Annotated in this window: 11 protein-coding genes, 1 pseudogene and 1 other annotated feature; all 12 genes and pseudogenes read left to right on the top strand. The window is 49.0% G+C overall.

The window, feature by feature from the left end; translation table 11 throughout:
* Window positions 1–18 precede the first annotated feature (18 nt).
* The 12 genes and pseudogenes from ruvA to aspS all read left to right on the top strand — a co-directional run bounded on the left by ruvA (window position 19) and on the right by aspS (window position 15,559).
* Complete coding sequence (ruvA, locus tag KNP88_RS02705; protein ID WP_029331039.1) at window positions 19–612, top strand: Holliday junction branch migration protein RuvA; 594 nt, start codon at window positions 19–21, stop codon at window positions 610–612.
* Window positions 613–619: 7 nt separating this feature from the next.
* Entirely contained in the window at window positions 620–1,615 is a 996-nt protein-coding gene (gene ruvB, locus KNP88_RS02700; RefSeq protein ID WP_088837524.1) for a Holliday junction branch migration DNA helicase RuvB, read from the top strand.
* Between the two features lie 3 nt (window positions 1,616–1,618).
* Window positions 1,619–2,662, top strand: coding sequence for a tRNA preQ1(34) S-adenosylmethionine ribosyltransferase-isomerase QueA (gene queA / locus KNP88_RS02695; RefSeq protein WP_088837523.1), 1,044 nt, complete (start codon window positions 1,619–1,621; stop codon window positions 2,660–2,662).
* Window positions 2,659–3,804, top strand: a complete 1,146-nt coding sequence (tgt, locus tag KNP88_RS02690; protein WP_088837522.1) for a tRNA guanosine(34) transglycosylase Tgt — start codon at window positions 2,659–2,661, stop codon at window positions 3,802–3,804. The genes queA and tgt overlap by 4 nt, the downstream gene beginning before the upstream one ends.
* Before the next feature lie 70 nt (window positions 3,805–3,874).
* Entirely contained in the window at window positions 3,875–4,165 is a 291-nt protein-coding gene (gene yajC / locus KNP88_RS02685) for a preprotein translocase subunit YajC (protein WP_029331035.1), read from the top strand.
* Window positions 4,166–4,318: 153 nt separating this feature from the next.
* Window positions 4,319–6,530, top strand: a pseudogene (gene secD, locus KNP88_RS15585) (protein translocase subunit SecD).
* Between the two features lie 70 nt (window positions 6,531–6,600).
* Window positions 6,601–8,910: a single-stranded-DNA-specific exonuclease RecJ gene (recJ, locus tag KNP88_RS02670; protein ID WP_214892185.1), complete on the top strand. Its 2,310-nt coding sequence runs from the start codon at window positions 6,601–6,603 to the stop codon at window positions 8,908–8,910.
* The gene (locus KNP88_RS02665; RefSeq protein WP_029331033.1) at window positions 8,889–9,407 is read left to right on the top strand and encodes an adenine phosphoribosyltransferase; all 519 of its coding nucleotides are present in this window, start codon (window positions 8,889–8,891) and stop codon (window positions 9,405–9,407) included. Before recJ ends, KNP88_RS02665 begins: the two co-directional genes overlap by 22 nt.
* A gap of 140 nt (window positions 9,408–9,547) precedes the next feature.
* Window positions 9,548–11,746: a RelA/SpoT family protein gene (locus KNP88_RS02660; protein WP_214807267.1), complete on the top strand. Its 2,199-nt coding sequence runs from the start codon at window positions 9,548–9,550 to the stop codon at window positions 11,744–11,746.
* A 12-nt stretch (window positions 11,747–11,758) separates the two neighbouring features.
* A complete protein-coding gene (gene dtd / locus KNP88_RS02655) occupies window positions 11,759–12,196 on the top strand; it encodes a D-aminoacyl-tRNA deacylase (RefSeq protein ID WP_214892183.1) in 438 nt (145 codons plus the stop codon).
* Between the two features lie 56 nt (window positions 12,197–12,252).
* Window positions 12,253–12,475, top strand: a binding site (T-box leader).
* 43 nt (window positions 12,476–12,518) lie between these two features.
* Complete coding sequence (gene hisS / locus KNP88_RS02650) at window positions 12,519–13,799, top strand: histidine--tRNA ligase (RefSeq protein ID WP_251137101.1); 1,281 nt, start codon at window positions 12,519–12,521, stop codon at window positions 13,797–13,799.
* Complete coding sequence (gene aspS / locus KNP88_RS02645) at window positions 13,796–15,559, top strand: aspartate--tRNA ligase (RefSeq protein ID WP_214892181.1); 1,764 nt, start codon at window positions 13,796–13,798, stop codon at window positions 15,557–15,559. Before hisS ends, aspS begins: the two co-directional genes overlap by 4 nt.
* Window positions 15,560–15,585: the final 26 nt, after the last annotated feature.

Genomic DNA, 15,585 nt, shown 5'->3' with positions numbered 1-15,585 from the left:
GGATGGGAGCGTTCTAAATTGATAGAATTCGTACGCGGCGAGGTCGCTTATGTCTGTGCGGAATTCGTGACGATCGAAGTCGGGGGGATTGGCTACAAAATCGTAGCACCGAACCCGTTTTTTTATCGGACCGGAGACGAACAGGTTATCGTATATACGTATCATTATGTGAGAGAAGATCAAGAAGTATTGTTCGGATTCCGTTCACGACGCGAACGTGCATTGTTCACGAAATTGCTTGGTGTGACAGGAATTGGTCCAAAAGGGGCACTCGCAATCGTCGCGTCAGGAAATGTTGACGCGCTTGTCGAAGCGATTGAACAGGAAAAAGAAAGTTACCTCATCAAGTTCCCGGGCGTTGGTAAAAAGACGGCGAAACAGATGACACTTGATTTAAAAGGGAAATTAGCCGAGCTCGCTCCGGATTATGTACCGAGCGAAGGGCTGTTCGCTCAAAGTAATGCCGAGTTGAACGAAGCATGTGAAGCCTTGACGGCTCTCGGGTACAGTGACCGTGAAGTCGAAAAAGTCAAAAAGGCGCTTCAAGCCGAAGTGCTCTCGACGGATCAATATGTCAAGCGGGCCCTTCAGTTGTTATTGAATGTGAGGTGAGGACAAAATGGAAGAGCGGATTTTATCAGAATCAGCCCATGCAGAAGATCAAGAAGAGTGGAGTCTACGTCCGCAAACACTTGATCAGTACATCGGTCAAGAGAAGGCAAAAGGAAACTTAAGTGTCTTCATCGAAGCGGCGAAGATTCGTCAAGAGACGCTCGATCACGTTCTGCTTTATGGCCCTCCTGGTCTCGGAAAGACGACACTTGCGACGATCATCGCCAATGAGATGGGCGTCGGTGTCAAGACGACAGCAGGACCGGCAATCGAGCGACCGGGTGACTTAGCAGCAATCCTCTCGTCACTCGAACCGGGAGATGTCTTATTCATCGATGAAATTCATCGGCTCAGTCGTTCAATCGAAGAAATTCTGTATCCGGCGATGGAAGATTATTGCCTTGATATCGTGATCGGACAAGGCGAACTGGCCCGCAGCGTCCGGATTGACTTGCCGCCGTTTACGCTCGTCGGTGCGACGACGCGGGCCGGGATGCTGTCTGCCCCGCTCCGTGACCGCTTCGGTGTGACACTGAAACTTGAGTATTACACGATGCCCGAGCTCTCAGCGATCGTCACCCGGACGTCACGTCTATTCGGATTTGAAGCAGACCGGATGGCGGCGGAAGCCATTGCGCTCCGCTCGCGTGGAACACCACGGGTCGCGAACCGACTGTTACGTCGGGTTCGTGATTTTGCCCAGGTCGCCCATCAAACGGAAATCGATGCGACACTCGCGACGAGTGCACTCGACCGGCTCCATGTCGATGCGCTCGGACTGGATGATGTCGATCACCGGTTACTCCGTTCACTCGCTGAACGGTTTGCTGGCGGACCCGTCGGACTCGAAACGATTGCCGCAACGATCGGGGAGGACGCACAGACGATTGAAGACGTCTACGAACCGTACCTGTTACAACAAGGATTTTTACAACGAACCCCACGCGGCCGGGTCTTGACACCGTTCGCGCGGCAACATTTAGGATTGAAAGAAGGAAATTGACCCATGGATGTAAACTTATTTGATTTTCATTTGCCGGAAGAACAGATTGCCCAAGTTCCCTTACTCGACCGGACGAGCTCGAAGCTGATGGTGATTGACCGCGAGACGGGAGCGTTACGTCACGAACGGTTCCATGATATCGTCTCGCACTTCAATGCGGGCGACACGCTCGTCATCAATGATACAAAAGTCTTACCAGCCCGTTTGTTTGGTGTCAAAGAAGAAACCGGTGGAAAAATCGAGCTGTTGTTATTGAAGCAGACGAGTGATGATGTCTGGGAGACGCTCGCAAAACCAGCGAAACGTGTGAAGCCGGGAACGGTGATTACGTTTGGTGACGGCTTACTTAAAGCTGAATGCGTCGAAGCGCTCGACGATGGCGGACGAATTTTGAAGTTCTCGTATGACGGTATCTTTTATGAAGTCCTTGACGAACTCGGGACGATGCCGCTTCCACCGTATATTCACGAGCAACTCGACGATCAAGATCGTTACCAGACGGTGTATGCGCGCGAACGCGGGAGTGCTGCGGCACCGACTGCTGGACTCCACTTCACACCGGAATTGCTGAAAGCATTGACGGATAAAGGCGTTACACTAGCACCGCTCACGTTACATGTCGGTCTCGGTACGTTCCGTCCGGTTTCGGTCGATGACGTCGACAGTCATAAGATGCATAGTGAATATTATGAACTGCCGGAAAGTTCAGCAGCAATTTTACGTGAGACACGAGCGCGCGGCGGACGGATCATCGCGGTCGGAACGACGTCGACGCGGACACTTGAGACAGTTATCCGTGATCATGGTGACTTCGTCGAAGCGACGGGGTGGACGGACATCTTTATTTACCCGGGGCAGGAAGTGAAGGCGATCGATGGTTTGATTACGAATTTCCATTTGCCGAAGTCGACGTTAATCATGCTTGTCTCCGCACTGTCGACCCGGGAACACATTTTACACGCATACGAAGAAGCCGTCGCAAACGGATACCGATTCTTTAGTTTCGGTGACGCGATGTTCTTAACAAGAGAGGAATTAAACCGATGACAAAACACGCAGTAACATACGAACACATTAAGACATGTAAACAATCAGGTGCGCGGTTAGGAATCGTCCACACGCCGCACGGTAGCTTCGAAACACCTGTCTTCATGCCAGTCGGAACGCAAGCGACGGTCAAGACGATGGCACCGGAACAAATCAAGGACATGAACGCAAACATCATTCTCTCGAACACCTATCATCTCTGGGTTCGTCCGGGGCACGACGTCATCAAAGAAGCAGGCGGTCTACACAAGTTCATGAACTGGGATGGCGCGATTTTAACGGATTCTGGTGGTTTCCAGGTCTTCTCACTCGCTGACCTCCGGAACATCACGGAAGAAGGCGTCCACTTCCGGAATCACTTGAACGGGGACAAGCTGTTCCTCTCACCGGAAAAAGCGATGGAGATTCAAAACGCACTCGGTTCAGACATCATGATGGCGTTTGACGAATGTCCGCCGTTCCCGGCGTCACACGAATACATGAAAGCATCGGTCGAACGGACAAGTCGCTGGGCAGAACGTTGCTTGACGGCACATGAACGGCCGCAAGATCAAGCCTTGTTCGGGATCATCCAAGGGGGCGAGTACGAAGACTTACGTCGTCAAAGCGCACGTGACCTTGCGTCACTCGACTTCCCAGGCTATGCCGTCGGTGGTTTGTCTGTCGGAGAACCAAAAGACGTCATGTACCGGGCGCTCGAATTCACGACGCCACTCATGCCGGAAGATAAACCACGTTACTTGATGGGTGTCGGATCACCGGATGCCTTGATTGAAGGGGCGATTCGCGGTATCGATATGTTCGACTGTGTCTTACCGACGCGGATTGCGCGTAACGGAACGTTGATGACATCAAGCGGCCGGCTTGTCGTCCGTAATGCGAAATATGCACGCGATTTCCGTCCGCTCGACGAAAAGTGTGATTGCTATGCATGTAAAAATTACTCACGTGCCTACATCCACCACTTGATTCGTGCCCAGGAAACGTTCGGTTTACATCTCTGTTCGACACATAACCTTCACTTCCTCGTCAAATTGATGGAGGGCGTTCGCCAAGCGATTCGAGAGGACCGTTTACTTGATTTCAAGGATGAGTTTTTCGAAGAATACGGTTATAATTTACCAAACGCAAAGAATTTCTGAGTTATCGTCTGACAAATCAATCGTTTCAAGGTATAATGAACGTGATTTGAATGAAAAGGAGCTGAGTCAGATGCAACAACTAATCACATTCCTCCCGATGATTTTGATCTTCGTGGTGTTCTATTTCTTGTTGATTCGTCCACAGAACAAACGCCAGAAGCAAGTCCGTGAAATGCAAACGCAATTATCACGCGGCGACACGGTCGTTACAATCGGTGGACTCCACGGAGTCGTACAAAAGGTTGATGAAACGACAGTTACATTAAAATCAGGGAATTCCCAATTGACGTTCAATCGTAGTGCAGTCGCGGAAGTTACAAAAAAATCAACGACTGTCATGGACGACGAAACCGTCGAATAAGGCAAGAAAAAGACGCTTTCCGAATTTCGGAGCGTCTTTTCTGTCTTTATATGAGAAAAACGATTGCTATGATTACCAATTCTTATGTAAGCTAGGATAGGATACGAAAGTTGTCTGAAAATATACTGGGGTTTAGAGAAAGGACAATGTAGCATGGTTAAGAAAGGAAAACTAGCCACGTTCTTCATTATCGTCGCCGCATTACTCATCTTGATCGGCACGACGTCGACATGGCTCTTGAAAGACACGAAACTCGGTCTTGATTTAAAGGGCGGGTTCGAAGTGTTGTATGAAGTTCAACCCTTAAAAGAGGGGGATGTCATCGATGATACAGCGATGAGCGCGACGTTGACGGCAATCGAAAACCGTGTCAACGTTCTCGGTGTATCGGAGCCGGACATCCGAATCGAAGGGAAAGACCGGATTCGTGTACAACTCGCGGGTGTCAAAAACCAAAGCGAAGCACGTCAGATTCTATCTTCGACAGCCGAGTTATCATTCCGTGATATCGACGATAAGCTGTTGCTTGACGGATCGGATTTAAAGGCGAAGGGTGCGAAAGTCGGCTATGATCCGAATACGAACGAACCACTCGTCGAATTAACATTGAAATCAAAAGAGAAGTTCTATGAAGTGACACAACAGATTTCGCAAAAACAAGCGCCGGATAATCGTCTCGTTATTTGGCTTGATTATGCGAAAGGTGACACGTACGAAAAAGAGATTCAAAAAGAAAATTCAAAAATTGTATCTGATGCGTCAGTCAATCAGCCAATCAACTCGGATAAAGCAATCATCTCGGGTGGCGATATCGACGCCGAGTACGGAAAACAATTGTCATCCATTTTAAATGCGGGGGCATTACCGGTTAAGCTTGATGAAATCTACTCGACATCAGTGTCGGCGGCATTCGGGAAAGATGCGCTTGATCAAACATTATTTGCATCAATGATCGGTGTTGCGGCAGTCTTCTTATTCATGTTGCTGTTCTACCGTGTATCTGGTTTCGTCTCAATCATCACGTTGTTGTTCTATATTTACCTCGTCATGATCTTCTTCAACGGAATCAATGCCGTCTTGACCTTACCGGGTATCGCGGCACTCGTCCTTGGAGTCGGGATGGCGGTCGATGCGAACATCATCACGGCAGAGCGGATTAAAGATGAGCTACGTAGTGGGAAATCTGTTTTGTCGGCATTCAAAGCCGGGAATCGCCGTTCATTCGGAACGATTTTAGATGCGAACTTAACGACGCTGATCTCAGCAGGTGTCCTCTATTACTTCGGAACGAGTACCGTCAAAGGGTTTGCGATCATGTTGATGGTTTCGATTGCCGTCACGTTCATCACGAACGTCTTCATCTCTCGTTACTTGATGCAACTTCTTGTCAGTAGCCGTTGGTTTGATAAGAAAAAATCATGGTTTGGCGTAAAGGAGAGTGAAATTCGTGAACTTTAATCCTACGAAATTCGATTATGTAAAACATCGCAAAGTCTACTTCACGATCACAATCGCTTTAGTTCTCCTGTCGGTTCTGTTGCTTTCATTCCGAGGCTTGAATCTCGGGATTGACTTCACGGAAGGGACACGGGTCGAAATTTCTTCGGAAAATCAAATCCAGGAAAGTGAAGTCCGGTCCGTCATTGAAGAAGCGGGGATCGACGCAAAAGAAATCGACGGGATTCAGTTCGCGCAAGGCGGTACGCTCGCGAACGTCACGTTCGTCGGTGAGTTCAGTCAAGAACAAGTCGCGGAAATGAACAAAACGATTGAAGCGAAATATGATAAAGCACCAAGTATTTCAACGGTCTCCCCACAAGTGGGTCGTGAGATCGCCCGAAATGCGATGTACGCTGTCTTGCTCGCTTCAATCGGAATTGTCATCTATGTCTCGTTCCGTTTCCAACCGACGTATGGAATCGCGACAGTGCTTGCTTTGCTCCATGATGCCTTGATGATCATCGCGTTCTTCTCACTCTTCCAAATCGAAGTCAACCTGTACTTCATCGCCGCCGTCCTGACGATTATCGGGTACTCGGTCAATGATACGATCGTGACGTTCGACAGGGTGCGTGAAAATTTAGGGCGTGCTGAAAAAGGCGGCAGAACCGTTTCGTTTGATGAATTATGCGACGTCGTCAACGAATCGATTCAGCAAACGATCATCCGTTCAATCAATACGGTCGTGACCGTCATCATGACGGCTGCCGCCCTCTATATTTTCGGAAGTGAAGCGATTCGTGGTTTCAGTCTTGCCTTGCTTGTCGGTTTGTTCATGGGGATGTATTCATCGATCTTCATCGCTGCGCAACTTTGGCTCGTCATGAAAAAACGCACATTAAAACAACCAAAACAAGCTTCATGAAGACAATCCGCGTTGGGTATCCCTGACGCGGGTTTTGTCTTATAATGGGGAAGTTGATTGGAGGGATTGGATGTATCATTCAAAAAAAACATGGCTCGACAAAGCAGTCGATCCGCTAAAAATAGACGAGCTGGTCGCGCAAGCGTCCGTCTCACCGAACGTAGCCCGTCTGCTAGTCCAGCGTGGTCTCGAGACGCCGGCGCAAGCAACGGCCTTTTTAGAAGCAGGGGACATGCCGTTCCATGACCCATTCCTGTTTCAGGATATGGAAAAAGTCGTCGCACGGATTAAAGAAGCTGCCGATCAAGGTGAAATGATCTTAATTTATGGGGATTATGATGTCGATGGTGTCAGTTCGGCTGCGATTTTGTGGCATGCGTTGACTGAAATCGGGGCAATGGCAGAATGTTATATCCCGAACCGGTTCACGGAAGGATACGGACCGAATGAAGCGGCCTTCCGCTGGGCGGTCGAAGAAGGATTCGGATTAATCATCACGGTCGACTGCGGGATTTCAGGTATCAAGGAAGCAGCCGTCTTAAAAGAGCTAGGTGTCGACCTCATCATCACCGATCACCATGAGGCGAAAGAAGTTCTCCCGGACGCCTATGCGATGATTCACCCGGGTGTCGATCGCAACTATCCGTTCTCAAAACTCGCTGGGGCAGGTGTTGCCTTTAAAGTCGCACACGCACTGCTCGAACGTGTCCCGACGGAGTTGCTTGACCTCGCAGTGCTCGGAACGATTGCCGACTTAGTACCGCTCGTCGATGAGAATCGATTGCTTGCGACAAAAGGAATTGAAGCGTTGAATGCAAGTGAGCGTCCCGGCATCTTGGCACTACGCCAAGTCTGTAGTTTGACGGAAGACGAACTGACGGAAGAATCGGTCGGGTTCGCATTCGGTCCCCGGATCAATGCGGCCGGTCGACTCGATTCCGCGATGCCGGCACTTGAGATGCTACTTGCTGAGACACTCGAGGAAGCCGTCGTACTTGCGAACCAGCTCGACCAACAAAATAAACAACGGCAAGATATCGTCAAACAAATCGCGGAAGAAGCGACAGCACTTGTCGAAGAAAAATATCTAGAAGACCGTGTGCTTGTTGTTGACGCGGACAACTGGAACCCGGGTGTCGTCGGCATCGTCGCCTCACGACTTGTCGAGAAATATCACCGTCCGGTCATCATGCTTTGTCATGATGCAGAGAAGGGGACGGCGAAAGGGTCTGGTCGCTCGATTGCAGCCTTCGATTTATTTGCCGAGTTGACGCTATGTGAAGACATCTTACCGCATTTCGGTGGACACCCGGCAGCTGCCGGCATGACACTCTCGTCGGATGACGTCGTCACGTTACGTGAACGCTTGAATGCACAGGCTGCCAAACTACCGGATGAAGCCTTCATCGCGACGATTGAGATCGACTTGCGTCTACGCGTCTCTGACGTTTCAATCGGATTGATTGAGGAAATTGGTCGCTTAGCTCCGTTCGGTATGGGGAATCCGGCACCACGGATCGTCATCGAAGACGCTAAAATTCGGGACATGAAACGGATCGGCCGTGATTTGACCCATTTGAAGGCGCTCTTATCGGATGGAACGTCAGAGTTAGACGGGATTGGTTTCGGTTTCGGTGACACGGTAGACGAAATTTCACTACTCGCTGAAGTCTCATTGATGGGGAGTCTGAACATCAATGAGTGGAATGGTTTTCGGAAGCCGCAATTGATGATTCAAGATTTGGCTGTCGCCGATTATCAGTTATTTGATTACCGCGGTGGGAAAAAACCATTAACGGACATTTTTGAGTTGCCAAAAGAACAGACGACGCTTGTTGCGTTTTCGGACGAGACAAAACAAAAATATGCCGAGCGTCCGCTGAATGGAGCGATTCATGAAAATATTGTGTTCCTCGACTTACCGGAGACGGAAGAAGCATTCTTACCGTACTTGAAACAGGCGGAGCGGATTTATTGTGCGTTTAAGGATGAAGGGTACTACTTCGAGGCGATTCCGTCGCGTGAAGACTTCAAGCATTACTTTAATTACTTCGCAAAATGTCCACGCGAAGAGTTGCGAATCGGACTCGTACGTTTGTCGAAAACAAGAAAATGGTCGAAACGTTCGATTAACTTTATGCATTCAGTGTTTTCGGAACTCGATTTTCTTGTTACAATGGAGGACGGGCTACCGGGTGTGAACCCTGACGCTGAAAAACGAGATTTGACGGAGGCCGCGACGTACAAGCGTCATGAAGAACGTCAACGTCTCGAGCAACAATACATTTATTCGTCACTCGCTCAGTTGAAAGAGCGTTTTGATACTTTAGTGGAAGCGGCGAAGCAGGAGGAAATGACATGGAGTTCAAACAGCATATAAAAGAGGTCGAGAACTGGCCGAAAGAAGGAATCAGCTTTAAAGACATCACATCATTGATGGAAAATGGTCCGGCTTACAAACAATCGGTCGATGCACTCGTCGATTACGCACGCAAGCAAGGGGCAGACGTTATCGCAGGACCGGAAGCACGTGGATTCGTCGTCGGTTGCCCTGCGGCATACGCGATGGAAATCGGTTTTGTGCCCGTTCGTAAAGAAGGCAAGCTCCCTCGTGAGACAGTCCGTGTCGAGTATGGTCTTGAGTACGGCAAAGATGTCTTGACGATGCACCATGATGCAATCAAACCAGGGCAACGTGTTGTCATCCTGGATGATTTGCTTGCGACAGGCGGGACGATTGAAGCAACGATCAAAATGATTGAACAACTTGGTGGTACGGTTGCCGGAATCGGGTTCTTGATTGAATTGGATGGACTTGGTGGACGTGAAAAATTAGCAGGTTACGATATTTTGTCATTGATTCGCTACGAAGACTAATGACAGGAATACTCTCCCGACGAACTTGTCGGGGGGGTATTTCTTTTTATTTTGACATCTTATAAAGATTTCACGATAATAGAAGATATATATTAGGGATTTAGGCGGAAGCAATCCCGGGGACTGGGTGAGGAAAAGGGATGACAAATAAACAAATCGTAAACGTAGAAGACCTTCTCGCTCGATGTGCGGAATACATGACAGAGGCAGAAGTGAACGATATTGAACGTGCCTACCAATTCGCAAAAGACGAGCATGATGGACAATTTCGTCGATCGGGTGAACCTTATATCATTCACCCGGTACAAGTTGCCGGGATTCTTGTCGACATCGGACTCGATGCCACGACGATTGTCGCAGCGCTTCTTCATGACGTCGTAGAAGATACAGACATTACGCTTGAAGAGTTGACGGAACGCTTTGGACCGGACGTCGCGATGCTCGTTGATGGTGTGACGAAACTCGGGAAAATTAAATATAAATCCAAACGTGAAGAATTAGCAGAGAATCACCGGAAGATGTTCATTGCGATGGCAGAAGACATTCGTGTCATCTTGATTAAGCTTGCTGACCGTCTGCATAACATGCGGACCTTGCAACACATGGTCAAAGAAAAGCAAGTTCAAAAAGCGGAAGAAACACTCGAAATTTTCGCGCCGCTTGCACACCGTCTCGGGATTTCGACGATTAAATGGGAGCTTGAAGACATCAGCCTCCGATACATCAATCCACAGCAATACTACCGGATCGTCTCGATGATGAAACAAAAACGAACGGAACGTGAAGCGCTCGTTAATTCCGTCATCGGAGAGGTCAATGAAGTGTTGGATGAAGTACAGATTGCTGCTGAGGTCGACGGTCGTCCGAAACACATTTACTCGATCTATAATAAAATGCAAAACTCGAAAAAAGAGTTCAGTGAAATTTATGATTTAATGGCAGTCCGGATCATCGTGGATTCGATCAAAGATTGTTACGCGGTCCTTGGTATCATTCATACGCAATACAAACCGATGCCGGGTCGATTCAAAGATTACATCGCGATGCCGAAACCGAACATGTACCAGTCGCTGCATACGACCGTCATCGGACCGAAAGGGGAGCCGCTCGAAGTTCAAATTCGGACACGGGACATGCACTTCATCGCCGAGTACGGAATCGCCGCACACTGGGCGTATAAGGAAGGAAAAGAGCAAGAGGCGAAATCGGGCTTCGAAGATAAGATTGCTCATTTCCGTGAGATTCTGGAATTACAAAAAGATACAGCGGACGCGGAAGAGTTCATGGAATCCGTCAAAGTCGATTTCTTTAGTGATATGTTGTACGTCTTTACACCAAAGGGCGACGTCATCGAGCTACCGAAGGGCTCTGTCCCGATCGATTATGCTTACCGGATTCATACGGAGATCGGACACCGGACGATTGGTGCGAAGGTCAACGGACGGATGGTTCCAATCGATTATAAATTGAAAACGGGCGATATCATTGAAATCGTTACGTCGAAGCATAGTTACGGTCCAAGTAAGGACTGGTTAAAAATCTGTGTCTCGAGTCAAGCGAAAAATAAAATCCGTCAATGGTTCAAACGGCAACAGCGCGAAGAAAATGTCCTTAAAGGGCGCGAGTTGATTGAAGCAGAAGTTAAAAAACTTGGTTTTGAACCGAAGGAAGTCATCACGGATAAAACACTCGAAGACGTCACGCGGAAGTTCAACTTCGGTCAAGAAGAAGACATGTACGCCGCAGTCGGTTACCATGGCTTGACGGCTGCCCAAGTCGCTCACAAATTGACGGAAAAGTTACGCAAAGATAAAGAATCTAAAAATCTTGAGTTGAATGACGCCATCAGTGAGATGAAAACATTTGACCGTCCGAAAAAACAAAATCCAGAAGGTGTGCGTGTCAAAGGCATCGACAATATGCTCGTCCGGATGAGTCGCTGTTGTAGCCCGGTTCCCGGGGACGACATCGTCGGTTATATTACGCGCGGACGCGGTGTGTCGATTCACCGTTCGGATTGCCTCAATGTTTTGAATGAACAAAATCCGGAACGCTTGCTCGAAGTCGAGTGGGAGCATGAAGGGAAAACGGTCAAGAGTTACAACGTCGAAATCGAAATCTCGGGGTACGACCGTGCCGGTCTACTCAATGAAGTATTGCAGTCTGTTTCAGCAACAAACACGAACATCGTTGCCGTCAGCGGTAAAGGCGATGACAGCAAACAAGCGAAGATTTCGATGACGATCGCGATCAATAACGTCAATCACTTACAAAAGGTCGTTGACCGGATTAAACAAATCTCAGACGTGTATGCAGTCCATCGCGTCATGATGACGTAAGGAGCGGATAGGATGAGAGTCGTTTTACAACGCGTCAAAGAAGCGAGCGTGACGGTCGAAGGATCAATCATCGGTCAAATCGATCGGGGATTTTTATTGCTCGTCGGTGTCACACATGAGGACACGCTCGATCAAGTCAATTGGTTAGCAGATAAAATTGCCGGGCTACGCGTGTTCGAGGATGAGGAAGAACGGATGAATCGTTCACTCGATGATGTCGACGGGAAGATTTTATCCGTCTCCCAGTTCACCTTATACGGAGACGTCAAAAAAGGGCGGCGTCCGGCATTTACCGAAGCCGCGAAGCCGGATCTTGCAAATGAACTTTATGAAGCTTTCAATACACGACTTCGCTCGAACGGTGTAACGGTCGAAACGGGACAGTTCGGTGCGATGATGGATATTGCCCTCATCAATGACGGACCGGTCACGTTAATTTTAGAAAAGTGACCAAAGTCTTGACAGGACTTCGGGAACGATGCAATATAAATGGTAATAGAACGATTTTAGAACCGATGACGAAGAGGAGTAGTCCAAGACCTCGTCTGCTTAGAGAGTCGCCCCTTGGCTGAAAGGGTGATCAGATGAATTGGGTGAAAGACCCTTCCGAGGTATTTTCCTGAACACTGCAGTAGGGAAAATCGTAAGCAGGCGTTAACTGCACCGAGTGGCTGAATTTTTTCAGCAACCAGGGTGGTACCACGGGATCTTCAAGTTCTCGTCCCTTTGCGGACGAGGACTTTTTTGTATTCATTTTTAAGGAGGAATTAGGATGAAATTACCACGCGGTACGTTTGATATCCTTCCAGGGACGGTTGAACGCTGGCAGTATATCGAAAATCAATTACGTGAGATTAGTAAACGATACAACTATAAAGAAATTCGGACACCAATCTTTGAAGAAACAGAACTCTTCAAACGGGGTGTCGGAGAAACAACCGACATCGTTCAAAAAGAAATGTTCATGCTCGAAAAACGCGGAAAAGATCAATTTACGCTTCGTCCGGAAGGGACGGCAGCGGTCGTACGTTCATTCGTGACGAACAAACTGTACGGAGCACCGAACCAGCCGACGAAATTGTTCTACATCGGACCGATGTTCCGTTATGAACGTCCGCAAGCAGGACGTTTCCGTCAGCTCCACCAGTACGGTGTCGAAGCACTCGGCAGTGAAGAACCGGCAATCGATGCAGAAGTCATCAGTCTCGCAATGAGCATCTATCGGTCATTCGGTCTGAAACAATTAAAACTCGTCATCAACTCGCTTGGTGATAGCGAAAGTCGTGCCGCACACCGCGAAGCACTCGTCAATCACTTCAAGCCGGTCGCACACGAGCTTTGTCAAGATTGTCAAAACCGTTTAGAAGCGAACCCGTTGCGTGTCCTTGACTGTAAAGTCGACCGGAACCACCCGAGTATGGCGACGGCACCATCGATTCTCGATTTCTTGAACGCGTCATCGAAAGATTACTTCGATCAAGTCTTGTCACACCTCGATGCGTTGGGGATTGAATATGTCATCGATCCAACACTCGTCCGTGGTCTTGACTATTATAACCACACGTCATTTGAAATCATGTCCGAGGCAGAAGGTTTCGGTGCGATTACGACGCTTTGCGGCGGGGGACGGTATAACGGTCTCGTCGAACAAATCGGTGGTCCTGCGACGCCGGGGATTGGGTTCGGAATCGGAATCGAGCGCCTCTTGATGGCACTTGAGAATGAACAAGTCCTGCCGGAAATCGACGAAGCGATCGATGTCTTCATCGTCGCCCAAGGCAATGAAGAAGTCGAAAAAACGGCGACACGCCTTCTCCAATTGATGCGTCTCGAAGGACTCACGGCAGATCGTGATTATCTTGGTCGTAAATTTAAGGGGCAATTCAAGGCAGCGGACCGGATGAAGGCGCGGTATACGGTCATACTCGGTGATGAAGAAGTCGAGCGTGGTGCCGCAGCGTTAAAAAACATGGATACAGGCGAACAGACAGATGTTCCCTTGTCGGCGGTCGCAGATACGATCGTCGCAAAATTAAAGGAGGCAGCACAATGATCGGACGCACACATATGAATGGACACGTGACGGAAGATGTCATCGGACAATCCGTCCAGCTAAAAGGATGGGTTCAAAAACGACGTGACCTCGGGGGATTAATTTTCCTCGATCTTCGCGACCGGACAGGAATCGTCCAAGTCGTCTTCCAACCGGAAAACGAACAGGCACACCGCTTAGCAGAATCGATTCGTTCCGAGTACGTGCTTGATATTAAAGGGAAAGTCGTACAACGTGAAAATCCGAACCCGAACATGCCGACGGGGCTCGTTGAAGTCGTTGCGGATGAAGTCGTCATTTTGAACGCTTCAAAAATGACGCCATTCCCAATCAGTGAAGAAGCAGAGCAAACGTCAGAAGATCTTCGTTTGAAGTACCGCTACCTTGATTTACGTCGTCCGTCGCTCCAAGAGACATTCCGCCTCCGTTCGAAAGCGTCGAACATCATGCGGAACTTCCTCGACGAACAAGACTTCCTCGAAGTCGAAACACCGATTTTGACGAAGTCGACACCGGAAGGCGCGCGTGACTATCTCGTACCAAGCCGTGTCCACCCAGGTGAATTCTATGCGTTGCCACAATCACCACAGTTGTTTAAACAGTTACTGATGGTATCTGGTTTCGAACGCTACTTCCAAATCGCACGTTGTTTCCGTGACGAAGACTTACGGGCAGACCGTCAGCCTGAGTTCACGCAAGTCGATATCGAGACGAGCTTCATGGACGTGGAGGACTTGTATGCAATGATGGAGTCAATGATGACGCGTGTCATGAAAGAAACACTCGGAAAAGATATCGTGACACCATTCCCACGGATGCCGTACGCAGAAGCGATGAGCCGCTTCGGTTCGGATAAACCGGATACACGCTTCGGTCTCGAATTGATTGATGTCGCGGAAGCCGTCAAAGGGGCAGGCTTTAAAGTCTTCGATATGGCACTTGAAGCCGGCGGCGAAGTCAAAGCATTGAACGTCAAAGGGGCGGCAGACAACTTCTCGCGGAAAGACATCGATAAATTACAAGAGTTCACGGCAATTTACGGTGCGAAAGGTCTCGCCTGGGTCAAAGTGACTCCGGACGGCTTAAACGGACCAATTGCCAAATTCTTTGACGAAGCAGCGGCTGCCCGTCTTATCGCAGCGACGGAAGCAGAAACAGGCGACTTACTCGTCTTCGTCGCAGCAAAAGCGTCAATCGTTGCCGACAGCCTCGGCGCACTGCGTCAAAAACTGGCGAAAGAACTCGGTTTGATTGACGAAACGGTCTTTAACTTCCTGTGGGTGACGGACTTCCCGCTCGTGACATTCGAAGAAGAAGACGGTCGTTTCTATGCGAACCACCATCCATTCACGATGCCACGCCGCGAAGATCTCGATAAACTCGAAACGGACCCAGGTAACGTCCTTGCCGTCGCCTATGACCTTGTCTTGAACGGATATGAGTTAGGTGGCGGATCGCAACGGATTTATGAGCGCGATATCCAAGAGCGGATGTTCAAATTACTTGGTTTCACGGAAGAAGAGGCGAACGAACAGTTCGGATTCTTGATGGAAGCATTTGAATACGGCACACCACCGCATGCCGGAATTGCACTCGGACTTGACCGCTTGATCATGTTACTCGCGGGACGGACAAACTTACGCGATACGATCGCTTTCCCGAAAACGGCGTCGGCGAGCGACTTATTGACTGCAGCACCGAGCCCGGTCTCGGACGCACAATTAAATGAGTTGTCAATCCGGACGGCTGTCAAACAATAATCATCACAACAGACTTTCTTCCTCTT

This window comes from Exiguobacterium sp. H66 (assembly GCF_018618705.1).
Classification (GTDB): Bacteria; Bacillota; Bacilli; order Exiguobacteriales; family Exiguobacteriaceae; genus Exiguobacterium_A; species Exiguobacterium_A oxidotolerans.
The sequence above is the reverse complement of the archived record's forward strand: the minus strand, read 5'-3'. Positions and strand labels throughout refer to the sequence as shown.